Annotated in this window: 16 protein-coding genes and 1 tRNA gene; 8 read left to right on the forward strand and 9 right to left on the reverse strand. The window is 64.7% G+C overall.

The features are described 5' to 3' along the window. Positions 1 to 23: 23 nt before the first annotated feature. From VIG90_RS15285 to VIG90_RS15295, 3 genes are read right to left on the reverse strand one after another with little or no spacing between them, the layout of a single operon-like run. Positions 24 to 953 carry an Hsp33 family molecular chaperone HslO gene (locus VIG90_RS15285; protein WP_331594381.1) on the reverse strand — a complete coding sequence of 310 codons (930 nt, stop codon included), beginning with the start codon at positions 951 to 953 and terminating at the stop codon, positions 24 to 26. Continuing rightward, positions 950 to 1894 (reverse strand): ornithine carbamoyltransferase, encoded by a 945-nt coding sequence (gene argF / locus VIG90_RS15290; protein WP_331594382.1) that lies wholly within the window; start codon positions 1892 to 1894, stop codon positions 950 to 952. Before argF ends, VIG90_RS15285 begins: the two co-directional genes overlap by 4 nt. 22 nt (positions 1895 to 1916) lie before the next feature. Then, a complete protein-coding gene (locus VIG90_RS15295; RefSeq protein ID WP_331594383.1) occupies positions 1917 to 3098 on the reverse strand; it encodes an aspartate aminotransferase family protein in 1182 nt (393 codons plus the stop codon). 469 nt (positions 3099 to 3567) lie between these two features. On the opposite strand from VIG90_RS15295, the gene VIG90_RS15300 reads away from it, so the two are divergent. After that, positions 3568 to 5262 carry a DEAD/DEAH box helicase gene (locus VIG90_RS15300; protein ID WP_331594384.1) on the forward strand — a complete coding sequence of 565 codons (1695 nt, stop codon included), beginning with the start codon at positions 3568 to 3570 and terminating at the stop codon, positions 5260 to 5262. A gap of 102 nt (positions 5263 to 5364) precedes the next feature. On the opposite strand, the gene VIG90_RS15305 is transcribed toward VIG90_RS15300, so the two are convergent. After that, positions 5365 to 6204 (reverse strand): ABC transporter permease, encoded by an 840-nt coding sequence (locus tag VIG90_RS15305; protein WP_331594385.1) that lies wholly within the window; start codon positions 6202 to 6204, stop codon positions 5365 to 5367. A 127-nt stretch (positions 6205 to 6331) separates the two neighbouring features. Between VIG90_RS15305 and VIG90_RS15310 the strand changes: the two genes are divergently transcribed. Further along, a complete protein-coding gene (locus VIG90_RS15310; protein ID WP_331594386.1) occupies positions 6332 to 6757 on the forward strand; it encodes a GcrA family cell cycle regulator in 426 nt (141 codons plus the stop codon). A 57-nt stretch (positions 6758 to 6814) separates the two neighbouring features. On the opposite strand, the gene VIG90_RS15315 is transcribed toward VIG90_RS15310, so the two are convergent. Next, positions 6815 to 7324, reverse strand: coding sequence for a DUF6491 family protein (locus tag VIG90_RS15315; RefSeq protein WP_331594387.1), 510 nt, complete (start codon positions 7322 to 7324; stop codon positions 6815 to 6817). A 254-nt stretch (positions 7325 to 7578) separates the two neighbouring features. Here VIG90_RS15315 and VIG90_RS15320 point away from each other — a divergent pair, with 254 nt between their 5' ends. Continuing rightward, complete coding sequence (locus tag VIG90_RS15320; protein WP_331594388.1) at positions 7579 to 7800, forward strand: hypothetical protein; 222 nt, start codon at positions 7579 to 7581, stop codon at positions 7798 to 7800. Positions 7801 to 8026: 226 nt separating this feature from the next. Here VIG90_RS15320 and VIG90_RS15325 read toward each other — a convergent pair. From VIG90_RS15325 to VIG90_RS15335, 3 genes are all read right to left on the reverse strand, one after another. After that, positions 8027 to 8101, reverse strand: a tRNA-Thr gene (locus VIG90_RS15325). Between the two features lie 221 nt (positions 8102 to 8322). Continuing rightward, a complete protein-coding gene (locus VIG90_RS15330) occupies positions 8323 to 8910 on the reverse strand; it encodes a glutathione peroxidase (RefSeq protein WP_331594389.1) in 588 nt (195 codons plus the stop codon). A 192-nt stretch (positions 8911 to 9102) separates the two neighbouring features. Further along, positions 9103 to 10887 carry an aminopeptidase P family protein gene (locus VIG90_RS15335; RefSeq protein WP_331594390.1) on the reverse strand — a complete coding sequence of 595 codons (1785 nt, stop codon included), beginning with the start codon at positions 10885 to 10887 and terminating at the stop codon, positions 9103 to 9105. A 202-nt stretch (positions 10888 to 11089) separates the two neighbouring features. On the opposite strand from VIG90_RS15335, the gene VIG90_RS15340 reads away from it, so the two are divergent. Next, positions 11090 to 13174 (forward strand): S9 family peptidase, encoded by a 2085-nt coding sequence (locus VIG90_RS15340; protein ID WP_331594391.1) that lies wholly within the window; start codon positions 11090 to 11092, stop codon positions 13172 to 13174. A 68-nt stretch (positions 13175 to 13242) separates the two neighbouring features. Continuing rightward, positions 13243 to 13644: a thioesterase family protein gene (locus VIG90_RS15345; RefSeq protein ID WP_331594392.1), complete on the forward strand. Its 402-nt coding sequence runs from the start codon at positions 13243 to 13245 to the stop codon at positions 13642 to 13644. Positions 13645 to 13665: 21 nt separating this feature from the next. Here VIG90_RS15345 and VIG90_RS15350 read toward each other — a convergent pair whose 3' ends face one another. Further along, positions 13666 to 14592 carry a LysR family transcriptional regulator gene (locus VIG90_RS15350; protein ID WP_331594393.1) on the reverse strand — a complete coding sequence of 309 codons (927 nt, stop codon included), beginning with the start codon at positions 14590 to 14592 and terminating at the stop codon, positions 13666 to 13668. Positions 14593 to 14770: 178 nt separating this feature from the next. On the opposite strand from VIG90_RS15350, the gene VIG90_RS15355 reads away from it, so the two are divergent. The 3 genes from VIG90_RS15355 to VIG90_RS15365 all read left to right on the forward strand — a co-directional run bounded on the left by VIG90_RS15355 (position 14771) and on the right by VIG90_RS15365 (position 17432). Beyond that, positions 14771 to 15019: a hypothetical protein gene (locus VIG90_RS15355; RefSeq protein WP_331594394.1), complete on the forward strand. Its 249-nt coding sequence runs from the start codon at positions 14771 to 14773 to the stop codon at positions 15017 to 15019. A 79-nt stretch (positions 15020 to 15098) separates the two neighbouring features. Further along, on the forward strand, positions 15099 to 16529 hold the full coding sequence (locus VIG90_RS15360; protein WP_331594395.1) for an FAD-binding oxidoreductase: 1431 nt from the start codon (positions 15099 to 15101) through the stop codon (positions 16527 to 16529). Positions 16530 to 16643: 114 nt separating this feature from the next. Beyond that, complete coding sequence (locus VIG90_RS15365; protein ID WP_331594396.1) at positions 16644 to 17432, forward strand: SapC family protein; 789 nt, start codon at positions 16644 to 16646, stop codon at positions 17430 to 17432. Positions 17433 to 17815: the final 383 nt, after the last annotated feature.

Below are 17815 nucleotides of genomic sequence, written 5' to 3' on the forward strand. Positions count from 1 at the left end.
AGCCCCCTCGGCGTAAGGCCCTCTTATTCTTTTTCCTGCGGGCGTTCGAACACCCAGTCCTTCGAGCAGAAGGCGCAGTTCACGCGAATCGAACCGTCTTCTTCGCGCATGTGCATCAGGTCCTCGAACGAGAACTGGCGCAGCACGGACTGGATCCGCTCCCGCGTGCAGCGGCAGCCGCGGTGGATGCCGATTGAGTCGTAAACCCGCGGCTCGTCCTGATGGAACAGCCGCCACAGCACGGTCTCCAGCGAGACGGACGGGTCGGTCAGCTCCTCCGGGCGGAGGGTGTTGGCCAGAACCATGGCGTGCTGCCAGTTGGGATGCTGCTGCTCGGCCGCGAAATGACGTTCGCCGCCAGTCTCGCCGTGCGGCAGGTGCTGGATCAGCATGCCGCCAGCGAACCATTCACCGGTCAGGCCGTCACGGCGCACTGCCAGCTTGACCAGGGACGGCAGCTGCTCGGAGTTCTGGAAATACTCGCCCGCCGCGTCAGCAAGGCTCGCACCTTGCAGCGAGACGATGCCCTGATAGCGCTCGGTGTTCAGGGTCTTGTCCACCGTCAGCGCCAGATAGCCTTCGCCGAAGAGCGTTTCCAATGGCGCACCGGGCTCGATGCCCTTGATGGCCTCGGGATCGAACTGGGCGTAGCCGCGCACCGCGCCGGGGGCGAGGTAATCGGCCACCAGCAGCGAGATCGCGCCCTTCGACTTGGCCTGAAGGGTCATCTGGCCGCCGTCTTCACGCAGCACGGAGCCGAGCAGCGAGGTCAGCGCCAGCGCTTCGGCCAGCACCTGTGCCACCGGGGCGGGGTAGGCATGCGCCGCCAGCACTTCGGAGAGGGTGGGGCCAAGGCGGGTGATGCGCCCGCGCACGTCTAGGCTGTCGATCTGGAACGGAAGAACCAGATCGGTCACGTTTACGCCATCAAGCCGGATCGTTTCGTCGTTCACGGATTCAATCGTCCCAAACACCAGAGGAGAACAGCCTTCTGGGCATGAAGGCGGTTTTCCGCCTCGTCAAACACCACGGAGCGCGGTCCGTCGATCACTTCGTCGGTCACCTCTTCGCCCCGGTGGGCGGGCAGGCAGTGCAGGAAGAGGGCTTCCTTGCGCGCCAGCGCCATGAGGTCGGTGGTGACCTGATACGGCATCATCGCCGCGATCTTGGCTTCGCTGTCGGCCTGACCCATCGACACCCACGTGTCGGTGACGACCACATCAGCCCCTTCCACCGCGGCGCGCGGATCGCGCACCAGCTCGATCCGGCCGCCGGCCGCGCGGGCCGCATCGGTCACGACCGCTTCAGGCTCATAGCCTTCCGGCACCGCAATGCGGACCGAGAAGTCGAGCAGGGCGGCCGCCTCGATGATCGAGTGGACCACGTTGTTGCCATCGCCCAGCCAGGTCCAGGTGGTGCCCTGAACACCGCCGAGCTTCTCCTCGACGGTCAGCAGGTCCGCCATGATCTGGCAGGGGTGGTTGAAGTCGGTCAGGCCGTTCACCACGGGCACTTCCGCGTTGGCGGCCAGCGCCTCGATCTTCGAGTGCGCGCTCGTGCGGATCATGATGGCATCGACCATGCGCGACAACACCCGCGCGGTATCCGCAATGGTCTCGCCGCGCCCCAGTTGCAACTCCGATGACGAGAGCGTCAGGGTCGAACCACCCAGCTGCCGCATCGCCATATCGAAGGAAACGCGCGTGCGGGTAGAGGGCTTCTCAAAAATCGACGCAAGTGTGTGGCCGTCCAGCGGTCGATCCGCATCCACCTGTCCCTTGGGCAGACCGCGTCGCGCTTCCTTGCGGCGGCGTGCTTCCGCCAGCATGGCTTTCACGGCAGGGGCGCCGGGAGTGGTCAGGTCGAGAAAGTGGCGGATCGGGCTCGTGTTCATCCGATGTCGGTCCTTCGCGTCGTCAGGACTTGGGGAAAGAGCGGGCGGCGGCGGACAGCCGCTCGACCGCTTCGTCGATGTGGGCCTGCTCGATGTTCAGCGGCGGCAGCAGGCGCAGCACGTCCTGGCCGCCGGCAACCGCGAGGATGCCTTCGGAACGGGCGTGGTTCACCAGATCGCGGCTGGGCACGAGGCACTTGATGCCGCGCATCAGGCCGAGGCCGCGCACCGGCTCGGGGGCGAAGATGCCCTCGTGGTTCGGGATCATCTGCTCCAGAGCCTGGCTCAGGCGCTCGCCCATCTGGCGCACGTGGTCCATCAGGCCCGGCTCCAGCACCAGGTCGAGCACGGCGTTGGCCACGGCCATGGCCAGCGGATTGCCGCCGTAGGTGGAGCCGTGGGTGCCGACCACCATGCCGGAGGCGGCATATTCGGTGGCAAGGCACGCGCCGACCGGAAAGCCGCCGCCGATGCCCTTGGCGATGGTCATGATGTCCGGCGTGATGCCGTACTGCTCATAGGCGAACAGCGTGCCGGTGCGGCCGACGCCGCATTGGATTTCGTCGAGGATCAGCAGCAGCTCGTGCTTGTCGCACAGGGCGCGCAGGCCCTTCATGAACTCCTGCGTGGCAGGCGTAATGCCGCCTTCGCCCTGCACCGGCTCCAGCATGATGCCGCCGATGTTCGGCGTGATGGCGGCCTCAACGGCGGCCAGATCGTTGAACGGCACCACGGTGAAGCCCTCGAGCAGCGGCTCGAAGCCCTCGCGCAGCTTCTTCTGGTCCGTTGCCGAGATCGCGCCCAGCGTGCGGCCATGGAAGGCGTTGGCGAAGGTGATGATGCCGTACTTCTCCGGGCGGCCCTGCGCCGAGTGATGGCGGCGGCAGGTCTTGATGGCGCATTCTACCGCCTCGGTGCCCGAGTTGGTGAAGAACATCGTATCGGCGAAGGTCGCGGCGCGTAGGCGCTCGGAGACCTGCTCCTGACCCGGAACCCGGTAGAGGTTGGAGGTGTGCCACAGCAGATCGGCCTGACGCTTCAGGGCCTCCACCAGATGGGGGTGGCCATGACCAAAGGCGTTGACGGCGATGCCGGCGGCGAAATCCAGATATTTTCGCCCTTTGGAATCAAACACATAGCAGCCTTCACCACGGACCATCTCAATGTCCGCGCGAGCGTAGGTCGGCATCACCGGCGTGATCATGCTTGGCTCTCCAAACGACAAAAGGCGGTCCGGAGGGACCGCCAGGGTTCTCGTCGATTTAATGACGGCGAAGCGCCTGTGAGTCAATGGAACTGTATGGCTTCTCCCACCATCTCAAAGGCTTCACGGCACGCCTTGGCTCTTTGCCTGTTCCGCGGCCGTTTCCTGATTTCCGGAGCCATTTCTTGACTTTTGTGCGGTTTGGTCCCATGTGTGCTGGGCTGTCAGAGCAGCTTCGGAAGTCCTCCGGTCGCGTGACCGCCGCATTTTGCCTAGGGTGTCGTTCAGTAATCCCCGGCTTCGCGGCTGCCAATAAAGAGACTTCCCGAGTCGACCGGCCATCCAATCACGCGGAGGGTCATACCCTCAACGCCGTGCGCCTTGCGAGCCGCGCGGCATGGCGATGTGCGTGTCGTGTGCCATTCCGGCGCGGTCAGGCTTTCGCCAGCGACATTCCATTGAAAGATACATGACGACCAATTTTTCGGGCCTCGGCCTTCATCAAACCCTTCTCCAGTCCCTCGCCAAGCATGGCTATGAGACGCCGACGCCGATTCAGGCGGGCGCCATTCCCCATGTGATCGAGGGTCGCGACCTGCTCGGCATCGCCCAGACCGGCACCGGCAAGACGGCGGCGTTCGCCCTGCCGCTGCTGCACCGTCTGTTCAAGGAGCCGCGCCGGGTCAGCTACAAGCACTGCCGCGTGCTGGTGCTCAGCCCCACCCGCGAGCTGGCCAGCCAGATCACGGCCACGTTCCGCACCCTTGCCCAGGGCTCGGCGCTCAAGATCGTCACCGTGTTCGGCGGCATGCCCATGGGCGCGCAGAAGCAGTCCCTCGCGGCTGGCGTTGACGTTCTCGTCGCCACGCCGGGCCGTCTGCTCGACCACATGAGCCAGGGCACGGTCAACCTGTCGGAAGTTGAAGCCGTCGTGCTCGACGAGGCGGACCAGATGCTCGACATGGGCTTCATCCAGCCGCTGAAGAAGATCGTGGCTGCCCTGCCGAAGAAGCGTCAGGGCCTGTTCTTCTCCGCCACCATGCCGCCCGCCATCCGTTCGCTGGCCGAAACCCTGCTGTCCGATCCGGTCGAGGTGGCGGTGACGCCGGTTGCCAAGACTGCCGACAAGGTGGAGCAGCGCGTCATCCACGTGTCGCAGCCGCACAAGCGCCTGCTGCTGGTGGAAACGCTGCGCGACACGCAGGACATGGACCGGGCGCTGGTGTTTGCCCGCACCAAGCACGGCGCGGATAAGCTGGTGACCATCCTCACCCGCGCTGGTCTGCGCGCCGCGGCCCTGCACGGCAACAAGACGCAGGCGCAGCGCACCCGTGCGCTGGCCGGCTTCAAGGACGGCAGCATGCCGATCCTGGTGGCGACCGACATCGCCGCGCGCGGCATTCACGTCGATAACGTCTCGCACGTCATCAACTATGACATGCCGAACATCGCGGAGAGCTACGTTCACCGCATCGGCCGCACGGCGCGCGCAGGCGCGGCCGGTATCGCCATCTCCTTCGTGGATGACAGCGAGAAGGCCTACCTGAAGCAGATCGAGCGGCTCATCGGCCACTCCATCTTCGCCACCTCCCACAAGGGCGGCGAGCTTCCGGCGGAGCTGTCCGCACCGGCTCCGCGCGAGCAGAGCAGCCGCAGCTTCGAGGGTCGTGGCCGTTCCGAAGGCCGTGGTCAGGGTCGTGGCGGCGAAGGCCGGCGTTTCGAGGGCCGCGGCGAAGGCCGCAGCTTTGAGGGCCGCGGCGAGGGCCGTGGTCCCCGCACCGAGGGCCGCAGCTTTGAAGGTCGCGGCGAGGGTCGCAGCTTTGAAGGACGCGGTGGTCCTCGCGGTGAGCGCCGCTTCGGCGAGCGTCCGCAGGGCGAGGGCCGCAGCTTCGAAGGTCGCAGCGGCGAAGGCCGTGGTTTCGAGGGTCGCGGTGAAGGCCGCAGCTTTGAAGGCCGTGGCGAGCGCAGCTTCTCGGGCGAACGCAAGTTCTCCGGCGAGCGCAAGTTCTCGGGTGAGCGCGGTGCCCGTCCTGATGCGCGCGGCGAAAAGCCGGCCCGCGGCGAAGGCCGCAGCTTCGAGGGCCGCGGCGGTGGCCGCTTCAAGGCGCCGGAAGGCGCCGAGGGCGGCAACGAGCGTCCGCGTCGTCGTCGTGGCGCTGCCTGAAGCTTTTGACCTGTTGTTCCAGGCATAAAGGAAGGGCCGGTTCCTCGCGGAGCCGGCCCTCTCTTTTTGCCTCGGGTTCAGGCGGCGGACTACGCCTGAAGGTCAGGCTTTCAGACGCCAGCCGGTGCGCAGAACATAATAGGTGATGCCGCCGAGCAAGGCATTGATGGCGAGCAGGTAGAGCGCGCCCCAGAGCAGCGGGCCGTCAGACACGCCGAGGAAGCCGTAGCGGAAGCCGTCGATGACGAAGAAGAACGGGTTGGCGTGGCTTACAGCGGACCACACGCCGCTCAGGCGGTCGAGCGTGTAGAAGGTGCCCGAGAGCAGGGAGAGTGGCTGGATGACGAAGTTGGTGACGGCTGCGCCATGGTCGAACTTCTCTGCCCATACGCCGGTCAGGACGCCCAGCAGCGAGAGCATGGCCGCGCCCATGATGCCGAAGTAGAACACGGCCCATGGCTCGCGGACGGTGGCGTCTGCCCCCGGCCACAGGATGAGCGCGATCCACACGGCAATGCCCACGGCAAAGGCGCGGGTGACGCCGCCGCCCACATAGGCCAGCAGCAGCTCGCCCGGCGACAGCGGCGGCATCAGCGTATCGACGATGGTGCCCTGCACCTTGCCGATCAGGATGGACGAGGACGTGTTGGCGAAGGCGTTCTGCAACATGCCCATGGCGATGAGGCCGGGGCCGAGGAAGGTGGCGAACGGCACGCCGAGAATCGTCTGGCCGCCGCGTCCCAGCGCCACGGTGAAGATGGCGAGGAACAGCAGGGTGGTGACGGCTGGGGCCCAGATGGTCTGGGTATGCACCTTCAGGAAACGCCGCACCTCCTTCATGTAAAGGGTGCGGGTGCCGTACCAGTTCAGCACGCCGATGCGCTGCACACCCGGCGGATGGAAACGGGCGGCGGTGCTCGGGGTTGGGGTGGGGCTGGTCATGGGCCTGAATTTCCTCAATTTACGCGCTGTAGCAGTGCTAGCGCGCCGTCTTTCTGCCTACAAGGTCTCGCTATTTGGACAGACCTTCCCTATGTAGAGTGCGAATATCTCAAGTGAGGTTCTTTGTATGTCCTGGACCGACGAGCGGATCGAACTTTTGAAGCAACTCTGGGAGAAGGGCTCGTCCGCGAGCCAGATCGCAGAAGAGCTGGGCGAAGGTGTGACCCGCAACGCCGTCATCGGTAAAGCCCACCGTCTGGGCCTGAAGGCCCGTCCGTCTCCGGTGAAGGCCGGGGCGCCGAAGAAGGCTGCCGCAGCCGCGCCGAAGAAGCCGAAGGTGGTGACCAAGCCCAAGCGCGTCACGCTGCTCGACCTCTCCGACAAGATCTGCAAGTGGCCCCATGGCCACCCCGGTGACGAAGATTTCCACTTCTGTGGCAAGAACGTGCAGCCGGGCTTCCCGTATTGCAGCGAGCACTGCGCCGTTGCCTATCAGGCTCAGCTGCCGCGTCGTGACCGTCGCCCGCTGCCGCCGCTGGGACCGCGTCGCTAAAAGCTTCGATCTGGAATTATCCGGAATGAAGGCCGGGGAATGCAAGGGCTGACAATTTCAGCCCTTGCGTTCCCCGGCCTTTTCCTTTGCCGTCGCCTTCGAAGAGGCGCGGGCCTTCTCCTTGTCGATTCGGGTGAAGGATTCGATCGGGCAGCGGCTGCCGGAGCGCGCCATGATCATGTCCAGCCCGCCGCAGAGCTGCCGGTTAGGCGTCGTGCGGTAATAGAAGCCGTCATAGAACGACAGGCCAGGGCAGGTGTTCTGCAGGCGCATCTCGTAATAGAGGTTCCCGCGCATCCGCAGGTGGATGGTGCGGTCATTGCGGATGACAGAATCCCGGATGTCGTCGATGGAGATGCACTGAACCTGGGTGTCTTCCACCGAAGAGGTGTCCGAGAGCGGCATCTGCTGCTGGGGCTGAGCCGCCCGTGGTACGGCCTCCTCCTTGTCGAAGTCAGCGCCAACGCCCGGCACCTTGACCACAGGGCGCATGTAATTCTGCGCGTGTGCAGGCACGGCCGCCACGCCGAGCAAAATCAGAACCGCCGCAGTAACGCCAACCCGCATGGAGCCTCATCCGGAAATGTCCACACATGCCTTACGGGCTGTGGGGTGAATAAGGTGTTAACCGTTTCGTGCCGCTCACCTCTCTGCGGCGGCACGGCTTATGTTTCCGCTCTGCTGACTGGCCGGGCTGCCAAGCTTCGCTTGCGGCTCTGCATTATGCCTGATCCGTAAGAAAAGAGAATCATTCCCCCGTTTCGGGTGTGGCACTGATCCCGCCTTGTGATGTATGTTCCCTTTTTGTTCATGAGGGCGAGATGAAGCGGGTCACACGGGACGAGCTTGAGCTGATGTTGAGCGTTTTCTTGCGGGTCGTCCCGCAATGGATTCGCCGGGCGTATGCGGGCAAGACACCGGACGAGCAGGACCGGGGCGCGGAAGTTCTGGCGGCGCAGTTGGCCCAGCGGCTGGAGCGCTATCAGATTCACGCTCCCACTCCGGATGAGGCGGCTGATACGCATCCGCCCTTACAGCGCTGAACCATTCGAGGCCGAATCACGGCGAATCGCCCGCTACCCTGGCGGGCCGGCCTCTCACGACAGAACATGACGGGCGCGAATCACCTGCGCGCCTGCGGCAGTGCAGCGTTTTACTCGCCAGACGCGGCAGGCTGAGCGCCATTGCGTCCGAACCGGCCAAAAGACCACAGCGCACCGAAGCGGCGCTTTGCGGAGGTTTTTTTGAAAAGGGAAATCTAGGGGCAGATGGTGCTGCTGAGTGGGATTGAACCACCGACCTCTCCCTTACCAAGGGAGTGCTCTACCACTGAGCTACAGCAGCCCGCTATCTGGAAGCGAGGAGACCTCGCGTCCCGAACGTCTCGGGTGGGCGGTCTATTGCCGTTAGCGCCGCGGCTTGTCAAGAAAAGGTGAGCGTCAATCGAGGAATTTTATGTCGAACGATTCAAAACAGGCGTCAGAGAAGCAAAAGAGGCTGGCGGAGGCCCTCCGGGCGAACCTCCGCCGTCGCAAGGAGTTCGTACGCTCACGCAATAATGCTAGTCAGGATGCGGGAGCGGACAGTGCTGATTCGATCGCCGAGGTCACTTCGGACGAATCAGGCGAGACCCGGGTGCCAAAGTAACCGATCAGGCGGCCATCGCGGCCGATCAGGTACTTGTGGAAATTCCACTTGGGCTCCGAGCCGGGGCCCAGCGTCTCGCGCGCCCAGCGGAACAGGGGGATGGTCTCATCCCCCTTCACGTGGGCTTTCTCGGCCAGCGGGAAGCGGATGCCGAAGGTGGTCTCGCAGAACTCCTCCACCTCCTTGTTGGACTTGAACTCCTGATCGTTGAAGTCCCCCGAGGGCACGCCGATCACGGTGAAGCCCTGCGCCTCGTACTTGGTCTGGAGCTTCTGCAGGCCTTCGTACTGCGGCGTGAACCCGCACTTGGAGGCGGTGTTCACCACCAGCATCACCTTGCCCTTGTACTGCGCCAGCGGCATCGGCTCGCCGTCGATGGCGGTCAGGGTGAAGTCATGGGCGGTGCGGCCGTCCGGCGCGGTCTTGGGCTCGGCATGAACGGCATAGCTGTAGGCAAAGCCGCCGGTCAGCAGCGCGGTCGCAACGGTTGCGATTTTCCTGAACATTCCCCTGATCCCTTCCTGCATGTCTTGCGCGCCAGACTATAGGGGAAGCCGTGGGGGCGAAAGGGTTTGGACGGGGTGCGCGCCGCCAAAGGAAAAGGGCCGCGCCCGGTATCGCGGACACGGCCCTGAAAAAGAGAAGGGGAGCGCAGGAGGATCAGGATCTCCCTGCGTAAATCCCTTGCCAGTGCCCCATCACAGCGGGCGGGTGGCCTCGGCCAGCCACTGCCGGGTGTCATCCGGCACCAGCGGGGCCAGCGTCTCGATCACGCGGCGGTGGTAGGCGTTGAGCCAGTCCCGCTCCTCTGGAGTGAGCAGGCTCGCCTCGACCAGCGCCAGGTCGATGGGAGCCAGCGTCAGCGTTTCGAAGCCGAGCATGGCGCGCTCGTCGCCATCGCGCTTGTCTTCCTGCACCAGCACCAGGTTCTCGATGCGGATGCCGTAGGCGCCGGTCTTGTAGTAGCCCGGCTCGTTGGAGCAGATCATGCCCGGCTCCAGCGGGATGTCGGACGACGCCTTGGCGATGCGCTGCGGCCCTTCATGAACCGACAGGTAGCTGCCAACGCCATGGCCGGTGCCGTGGTCGTAATCCAGCCCGGCCATCCACAGCGGCAGGCGGGCGAGCGAGTCGAGCTGGCGACCAGCGGTGCCCACCGGGAAGCGCGCGGTGGCCAGCGCGATGTGGCCCTTCAGCACGCGGGTGAAGCGGTCACGCTCCTCCGCGCCGGCAGACCCCACAGCGACGGTGCGGGTGACGTCGGTGGTGCCGTCCAGATACTGGCCGCCCGAATCGATGAGGAACAGCTCGCCTACCTTCAGGGGGCGGTTGGTCTCGGGGCTGGAGCGGTAGTGGACGATCGCGCCGTTCGGGCCTGCGCCGGTGATGGCGGGGAAGCTCACATCGCGGAACAGGTTGGCCTGCTGGCGCATGGAGAGCAGCTTGGCGTCGGCATCCAGTTCGGTGACGGTGCCCTTGGGAGCCTCGATGTTCAGCCAGTGCAGGAAGCGGGTCAGGGCCGCGCCGTCACGCACGTGCGCAGAGCGGGTGCCGCTGATCTCGACCGGGTTCTTGCGCGCCTTGGGCAGGATGCAGGGATCGCGGCCCTCCACGATGACTGCGCCGGCCTTTTCGAGCTGCTCGAACACGGCGAACACGGTGGTCTCCGGGTCCACCAGCACGCGGGCCCTGGCTGCGCCCAGTTCGGCAAGACGGGTCGCAAAGGCGTCGCGCGGGTGTATGGAGACGCTGTCACCCAGCGCGGCGCGCACGGCGGGCGTGACCTTCTCGATTTCCGTGAACAGCTCCGCGCGGCCGTCCGTGAAGCTGAGGGCGAAGGCGCGGGCGACCGGCGTGCAGGCAACGTCCGTGCCGCGAATGTTCAGGAACCATGCCACGGAATCGAGCGCGGCGATGACGGCGGCGTCAGCCCCTGCACGGGAGACGGCGGCGGCGGTGGTGGCCAGCTTGTCCTGCAGGCCGACACCGGCATATTCGGCCTCGTGCGGCTGGATCGGGTCCAGCGGCGGCCGGGGCTGATCGGCCCAGATGGTGTCGATGGGGTTGGTCTCGACCGCCACCAGCTCCGCACCGCGCGCCGCCAGCGTGCGGCGGGTCATCTCCACCCAGCCGCGGGTGTGGTACCACGGATCGAAGCCGATCTTCTGCCCAGCCTGGGCCCGTTCGCCCAGCCAGTGGGTGGGAGAGGTCTCCGGAACGCTCTGGTATTCGTAGAGGCTGCCGTCCACCTGATCGCGCACCTGCAGGGTGTAGCGGCCGTCAGTGAACATGGCGGCGCTGTCCGCCATCACCACGGCACCGCCCGCCGAGCCGCTGAAGCCGGTCAGCCAGTGCAGGCGCTTGGCATACTCGCCAACATATTCGCTCATGTGTTCGTCAGTCAGGGGGACGACAAAGCCATCCAGCCCCCGCCGCGCCAGTTCGGTGCGCAGTGCGGTTAATCGTTCTGCTGCAATAGGCATGATGGAAATCCTTCATGATCGTAAATTTTACATAGGACGGCAGCCTACCTTCCGACAAGGGACAGCACCGTGTAGCATCGGGACAGAACCGTTACGTTGTGGGGGGAAACACATGATTCGGTGGCTAAGCCTGGGGGCTCTGCTTGCGCTCGGAGCCGGTTGCGCCCAGATGACACAATCGCCGCAAGAGAGGACCGGACGCATGACGACTGCACCGCAGACCGCCCAGACGCAGGCCCAGCCGCCCGTCGCGCCGCAGAAGCCGCACAGTTACACGCGCCACGGCTACACCATTCAGGACCCGTACGCGTGGCTGAAGGACCCCAAATATCCGGAAGTGACCGACACCGAGGTGCTGGACTACCTGAAGGCGGAGAACGCCTACTTCGAGGCACAGATGGACCCGCACAAGCCGCTCATCGAGACGGTGTACGAGGAACTGAAGGCCCGCCTGAAGGAGGACGACTACAGCGTTCCGGCAAAGGAAGGCGCGTGGGAATACTGGTGGCAGTATCGGCCCGGCGCGCAGTACCGCGACTGGTATCGCAAATCAGCGAGCGGTGGTGAGAACGAGTTGCTGCTGAGCGAGCCGGAGCTGGCCGAAGGGCTGGAGTACTTCCGCCTGGGCGCGATCGAGGCCAGCCCTGACGGCAAGCTGCTCGCCTACTCTGCCGACACCAACGGCTCGGAGCGCTTCACGCTGAAGGTGAAGGATCTCGGCACCAAGGCGGATCTCGGCTTCGAGATTCCCGGCACCATCGGCGAGATCGTCTGGAGCACGGACTCCAAGGGCTTCTTCTACACGCTGGTGAACGAGAACTGGCGGCCTTACGTCGTGAAGTATCACCGCCTCGGCAGCGATGTGGCACAGGATCCGGTGATCTTCGAGGAAGCCGACGGCGGCTTCTTCCTCGGCATCGACGAGAGCCAGAGCAAGCGCTTCCTGCTGATCACGACGGCGGACCACGTGACCTCGGAAGTGCATCTGGTTCCGCTTGCGGACCCGACCGCCAGGCCACTGATGGTCTCGCCGCGCAAGACCGGCCGGGAGTATCATGTGGATGAGCGGGAAGGCACGCTCTACATCCGCACCAATGACACCCACACAAACTTCCGTGTCGTCACCGCCAGCCTGGACAAGCCGGGCGAGTGGAAGGAGCTGATCCCCGGCTCCGACGAGCACTACATCCGCGATCTGACCTCGTTCAAGAATGCGCTGGTGATCGAGGAGCGGCTGAACGGCCTCGATCAGATTCGCGTGCGCGACTACGTGGGCAACGAGCACTACGTCGCGTTCCCGGAAGCGGCCTACACGGTCAGCGTGGACGAGAACCGGGAATATGAACTGCCCTCGCTGCGGCTGGCCTATGAGTCCATGGTCACGCCGGACACCATCTACGACTACGACCTGACGAAGCGCCAGCTGGTCACCCGCAAGGTGCAGGAGATCCCGAGCGGCTATGACGCCAGCCAGTACGAGACCGTGCGCTTCATGGCGCAGGGGCGTGACGGCGTGCAGATCCCGGTTTCGGTTGTCTACAAGAAGGGCTTCAAGCGCGACGGCAGCCAGCCGGTGCATCTCTATGCCTATGGTGCCTATGGCCACGCCATTCCGCCGGGCTTCTCCACCGCGCGCCTGTCCCTGCTCAACCGGGGCTTCGCCTACGCCATCGCCCACATTCGCGGCGGTGACGACATGGGCTACCAATGGTATCTCGACGGCAAGCTGAAGAAGCGCCAGAACACGTTCAACGACTTCGTGGACGCCGCTAAGGGGCTGATCAAGGAGGGCTTCGCGTCCGAGGGGAACATCTCCATCTCCGGCGGTTCGGCAGGCGGCGAGCTGATGGGCGTCGTCTCCAATATGAACCCGGAGCTGTGGCGGGCCGTGGTGGCTCACGTGCCGTTCGTGGACGTGCTCAACACCATGCAGGACGAGAGCCTGCCGCTGACGCCGATGGAATGGCCGGAGTGGGGCAACCCCATTCTCGACAAGACCGCGTTCGAGACCATTCGCGCCTACAGCCCCTACGACAACGTGGAGGCCAAGGCCTATCCGCCGCTGCTCATCACCGGCGGTCTCAATGATCCGCGCGTGACCTACTGGGAGCCAGCCAAGTGGGCGGCACGCCTGCGCGCCACCAAGACCGACGACAACCTGCTGCTGCTCAAGACCAACATGGGCGCAGGCCACGGGGGCAAGTCCGGCCGCTTCGCCAGCCTTTACGAGGTGGCGGAGGAATACGTCTTCATCCTGAAGGCGTTTGGTATGGCAGGGACAAAGTAACTGCCGACGTAAAGCGCCATCCCGACACCTCCTGCGGGGTGGCGCTTGTCTGCCAGACGGGGGTAAACATGGCCCAGACCTACGAAGTGCCGCTTGCCGTGCAGCCGGACGACATCGACGAGCAGGGGCATGTCAACAATGTGGTTTACCTGCGCTGGGTGCAGGATGCTGCCGCCGCGCACTGGACAGCCCGGGCAACGCCTGAGGAACTGGTGCGGTGGATGTGGGTCGTGAAGCGCCACGAGATCGACTACATCTCGCCCGCACTGCCAGGGGACGTGCTGGTGGCGCGCACGTGGCTGGGGGAGACTCGCGGCGCGCGCTTCGATCGCTATGTTGAAATTCTGCGCGGCACGGACAACCAGCTGCTCGCCAAGGCAAAGACGACATGGGTTATTCTGGATGCCGAGGCCCAGCGTGTCGTTCGCGTGCCGCCGGATTTCGTCGCCCGCTTTCGGGATGATGAGTAGCCGGCCTGATCTGCCGAGCTCTCAGCAGACGTCGCAGGCTTCTTCCCACGGCGGGTTCTCGCCCCACAGGCCTTTGAGGAAGTCCACCAGACGCCGCACCTTGGCGGAGACGTGCCGGTTGGGCGGATAGACGGCATAGATGCCGAAGGGCGGGGCGGCGTATTCCTTGAGGATGGGCACGAGGCGGCCCTGACGGATGTCCTCCGCCGCAAGGAAGCTGGGCCCGGCGATGATGCCGTCTCCCTTCACGGCGGCGGCGCGCAGCACCTCGCCGTTGTTGGCGATGATGCGGCCTGACACGGCGACCTGAATCGGGTCGCCCGTCTCGGGATCGCGGAAGCTCCATTCCTGCGCCGGGCCGAGGTTGGAGTAACGCAGGCAGTGGTGTTTCAGCAGCTCGCGCGGGTGCTGGGGCTCGCCGAACTGCTCCAGATACTTCGGTGACGCGCAGGTGACGGTGCGCGCCGACGACAGCTTCACGCCGATCAGGTTCGAGTCCTTGAGGCGGCGCGAGATGCGGATGGCAAGGTCGAACCCTTCCTCCACGATGTCGACCACGCGGTCGTTCAGAGTCAGCTCCAGCGAGAGTTCGGGATACTGCTCCATGAAGTCTGACAGCGGCCAGCCGAGGTTCAGCACGGAGAAGGTCATGGGCGCGGAGACCCGCAGCAGCCCACGCGGGCAGCGCGAGCCGGACGTGACGATCTGCTCCGTCTCGCTCACCTGATCGAGAATGGCGACGCAGCGATCGTAATAGGCCTGCCCCACTTCGGTCAGGGACATCTGCCGGGTGGTGCGGTTGAGCAGCTGGGCGCGCAAGCGGTCTTCCAGTTCCGCCACGGCCTTCGAGACCACGGATTTCGAGACGCCAAGCTGGCGGGCGGCGGCGGAAAAGCTTTTCGCCGACACGACCCGCACGAACATCTCCATTGCCGTCAGCCGATCCATGCTCCCCCCGCTCCTGCAAAATCTGCCGTGTCGCACGCGCGACGCCGGGCAGTTTTGGCCGACCGGCGCGCAATGCGCAACGGCAATGCATTGAAAACCATGCGCGTAGCATCTGGCACGGCTCTTGCGTTGGCTTTCCCGAGAATTGAGCTGTCAGGCAACGGGAAGGATTGGGCGCATGACCGAGCAAAGCTATACCTTCGAGCACGAATCCGCCGCGGCCTTCGCCCAGAACCCGCTGGTGCGCAGCGTGGCCCGCAACCTGCGACAGAACCTGGGGGCTAAGGCTGTACCGATGGCGCACCAGGCCATTGAGCGCATGCGCACCCTCAGCGACGAGGTTGGTCTGAAGCTGTGGCTCGCCATTCATGCCCGCATGGTGGAAGAAGAGAATAACGCCCTTCCCGCCGGCGTTGCGGTTCACTGAGTCTTTCCTGATCTGATCTGGCCCCAGATGCTCCGCCCTGTGCTACACAGCCTCCCGAGACAGGACAGTGAGGCGGAGCATGCAGACAGGCTTGGACACGGCGTGGCTTGAGGCGCAGAGCGCCTTCAAGGCGGTTGTGGGCGAAGGTGGCTGGATCAGCGACCCGGCTGAAACCGACCCCTACGAGCGTGACTGGCGTGGCCTGTTCAAGGGGGTGACGCCGCTGGTGCTACGCCCGCGTGACGTGGCGCAGGTCTCCAAAATCGTGAAGATCGCCAACCGTTACCGCGTGCCCATCGTGCCGCAGGGCGGCAACACCGGACTGGTGCGCGGCGGTGTGCCTGACGCCTCGGGGCGGATGGTGGTGGTCAGCCTTCAACGCCTCAATCGCATTCGCTCGATCGACGCGGATGATTTCTCCCTCGTTGCCGAGGCCGGAGCCATTCTGGCGGATGTGCAGGCGGCGGCCGAAAGCGTGGACCGCCTGTTCCCGCTCTCGCTCGGCTCGGAAGGCTCGGCGCGTATCGGCGGACTGGTGTCCACCAACGCCGGGGGCATCCATGTGCTGCGCTATGGCACAATGCGCTCGCTGGTGCTGGGGATTGAGGCGGTGCTGCCGACCGGCGAGGTGTTCCATGGCCTTAGCCCTTTGCGCAAGGACAACACCGGCTACGACCTCAAGCAGCTGTTCATCGGCGCGGAGGGGACGCTCGGCATCGTGACCGCGGCCACGCTCAAGCTGTTCCCACGCTTGCATGATATGACGACGGCGTGGATGACGCTGCGCTCTGCCCGGGATGCCGTGAAACTGCTGGCGCTGCTGCGCCGAGCCACGGGCGATCAGGTTAACGCCTTCGAGCTGATCCCGCGCGACGGGCTGGAACTGGTGCTGAAGCATTTCCCCGACGTGCGCGATCCTGTGCCCGGCAACGCTCCTTGGGTGGTGTTGACCGAGGTGGCCTCGGCACGGGCGGACGGAACCTTGCGGGCCGACGTTGAAGCCGCGCTTGCCGAGGCACTGGAGGCCGGGCTGATCGCGGACGCGGTGCTGGCGGAAACGCAAGCGCAGGCGCGGGCGCTGTGGCGCATCCGCGAGATTCTTCCCGAAGCGGAGAAGCTGGACGGCGTGGCGGTAAAGCACGACGTCGCCGTGCCGGTGGCCCAGATGCCCGCTTTCATCGAGGAGGCCGCGCCGGTGGTCGAATCGATGATTCCGGGCAGCCGGGTGCTGGCCTTCGGACATCTGGGAGACGGAAACATCCACTTCAATCTGCGCCAGCCACCAGAAATGGACCGGGAGGCGTTTCTGGCTCAGTGGCATGCGGTCAGCGCCCGGGTGCATGACATAGTGCTGCAATACGGCGGCTCTATTTCCGCCGAGCATGGTATCGGCAGTCTCAAGCGCGATGAGCTGGCCCGCACGGCAGACCCTGCAAAGATGATGGCGCTTCGGGCGATCAAGGCCGCGCTTGATCCGAACGGCATCCTGAATCCGGGACGAGTGATCTGAACCGGGATCATTGCTAATGTGACTACGAGTATATTGCGTCGATCATAGGATCGCGCTTAACCTGCCGACGTGTCCGGCCCGAAGGAAGGGCCGGTTTTTTGTTCAGGGGAACACATGACCACCAATACTTCCACCCCCGCCGGGCTCCCGCTGTTCTACAAGTCCGTGGTGCCGCTCTCGCCGTCGCAGCACTCCAAGCTGGTGCTTGGCGACCGCAAGGACTTCAAGTTCTCGGCCACGGCCCACGCGATTCCGCTGACCGTTGACGAGTTCGTCATGGCCCAGCGACACTTCCCGATCATCTTCGGCCCGGGCGACGTCTCCGTACCGCTGGCGCTAGTTGGTCTGCGCGACGGCGAGAACCTCTTCGTGGACGAGAACGGCCAGTGGCAGCAGGACGTATATGTGCCGGGCTACGTGCGCCGCTATCCGTTCATCCTCGCCCGCCTGTCGCCGGAGTCGAAGGACCTGAGCCTGTGCTTTGACGAGCAATGCGATCTGTTCAGCGAAGGCGAGCAGAGCAACCTGTTCGAGGGCACGGAGCCGTCCGAGACTACCAAGGGCGTGCTGCAGTTCTGCGAGCAGTTCGAAATGGCTGTGCAGCGCACCCGCGCCTTTGCCGAGGAGCTGAAGGAGCTGGACCTGCTGATGGAAGGCGAAGCCCAGATCAAGCCGCAGGACGGCCCTGCCAGCCAGTTCCGCGGCTTCCGCATGATCAACGAGCAGAAGCTGCAGGAACTGCGCGGCGACCAGCACCGCAAGCTGGTGAAGTCGGGCGCGCTGGGCCTGATCTATGCCCACCTGTTCTCCCTGAGCCACATGCAGAGCCTGTTCGGCCGCCAGCTGCAGAAGGACGCCGCCAACGGCGTCTCTGCACCGATCGGCGAAGTTGCGAACGCCTAAGGCTGCGCAAGCCGTGGAATACGGAGAAGGCCGGACCTGCGGGTTCGGCCTTTTTCTTCGGGGGGCGATATTTTCTTTCATCAGATAGGATGCCGGGAGGCATCCAGCGCATCCGGTCACCTCCCGGCACTCCTGCTGGCGGACTATTCTCTGCGGCGCTTCTCAAGCGACAATCCGAGCCGGATAGCCGCTATCAGCAGCGCCAGCAGTTCTGATGATATCAAACCTGATTACCCCCTTTCCTGCCCGTCGATTTCTGCGCTTCGTTTTGATTTTCATGCAAAAGCGCGGATCATGGCGGTTGACGACAGATGCGCTGCCGGGCCTTCCAACCAGCCAAGCGGACTTCGCCATGAGAACAAGCGAAGCGCAGCTGTACAAGT

It is taken from the genome of Pedomonas sp. (assembly GCF_036515995.1).
Lineage (GTDB): Bacteria > Pseudomonadota > Alphaproteobacteria > Sphingomonadales > Sphingomonadaceae > Pedomonas.

Excerpts from the sequence above, each read along its gene's own strand:
- argF (WP_331594382.1), bottom strand. The coding sequence starts at position 1,894 with ATGAACACGAGCCCGATCCGCCACTTTCTCGACCTGACCACTCCCGGC.
- VIG90_RS15355 (WP_331594394.1), top strand. The coding sequence starts at position 14,771 with ATGACCGAGCAAAGCTATACCTTCGAGCACGAATCCGCCGCGGCCTTC.
- VIG90_RS15305 (WP_331594385.1), bottom strand. The coding sequence starts at position 6,204 with ATGACCAGCCCCACCCCAACCCCGAGCACCGCCGCCCGTTTCCATCCG.
- VIG90_RS15295 (WP_331594383.1), bottom strand. The coding sequence starts at position 3,098 with ATGATCACGCCGGTGATGCCGACCTACGCTCGCGCGGACATTGAGATG.
- VIG90_RS15350 (WP_331594393.1), bottom strand. The coding sequence starts at position 14,592 with ATGGATCGGCTGACGGCAATGGAGATGTTCGTGCGGGTCGTGTCGGCG.
- VIG90_RS15335 (WP_331594390.1), bottom strand. The coding sequence starts at position 10,887 with ATGCCTATTGCAGCAGAACGATTAACCGCACTGCGCACCGAACTGGCG.
- VIG90_RS15330 (WP_331594389.1), bottom strand. The coding sequence starts at position 8,910 with ATGTTCAGGAAAATCGCAACCGTTGCGACCGCGCTGCTGACCGGCGGC.
- VIG90_RS15340 (WP_331594391.1), top strand. The coding sequence starts at position 11,090 with ATGACGACTGCACCGCAGACCGCCCAGACGCAGGCCCAGCCGCCCGTC.
- VIG90_RS15315 (WP_331594387.1), bottom strand. The coding sequence starts at position 7,324 with ATGCGGGTTGGCGTTACTGCGGCGGTTCTGATTTTGCTCGGCGTGGCG.
- VIG90_RS15320 (WP_331594388.1), top strand. The coding sequence starts at position 7,579 with ATGAAGCGGGTCACACGGGACGAGCTTGAGCTGATGTTGAGCGTTTTC.
- VIG90_RS15365 (WP_331594396.1), top strand. The coding sequence starts at position 16,644 with ATGACCACCAATACTTCCACCCCCGCCGGGCTCCCGCTGTTCTACAAG.
- VIG90_RS15345 (WP_331594392.1), top strand. The coding sequence starts at position 13,243 with ATGGCCCAGACCTACGAAGTGCCGCTTGCCGTGCAGCCGGACGACATC.
- VIG90_RS15300 (WP_331594384.1), top strand. The coding sequence starts at position 3,568 with ATGACGACCAATTTTTCGGGCCTCGGCCTTCATCAAACCCTTCTCCAG.
- VIG90_RS15360 (WP_331594395.1), top strand. The coding sequence starts at position 15,099 with ATGCAGACAGGCTTGGACACGGCGTGGCTTGAGGCGCAGAGCGCCTTC.
- VIG90_RS15310 (WP_331594386.1), top strand. The coding sequence starts at position 6,332 with ATGTCCTGGACCGACGAGCGGATCGAACTTTTGAAGCAACTCTGGGAG.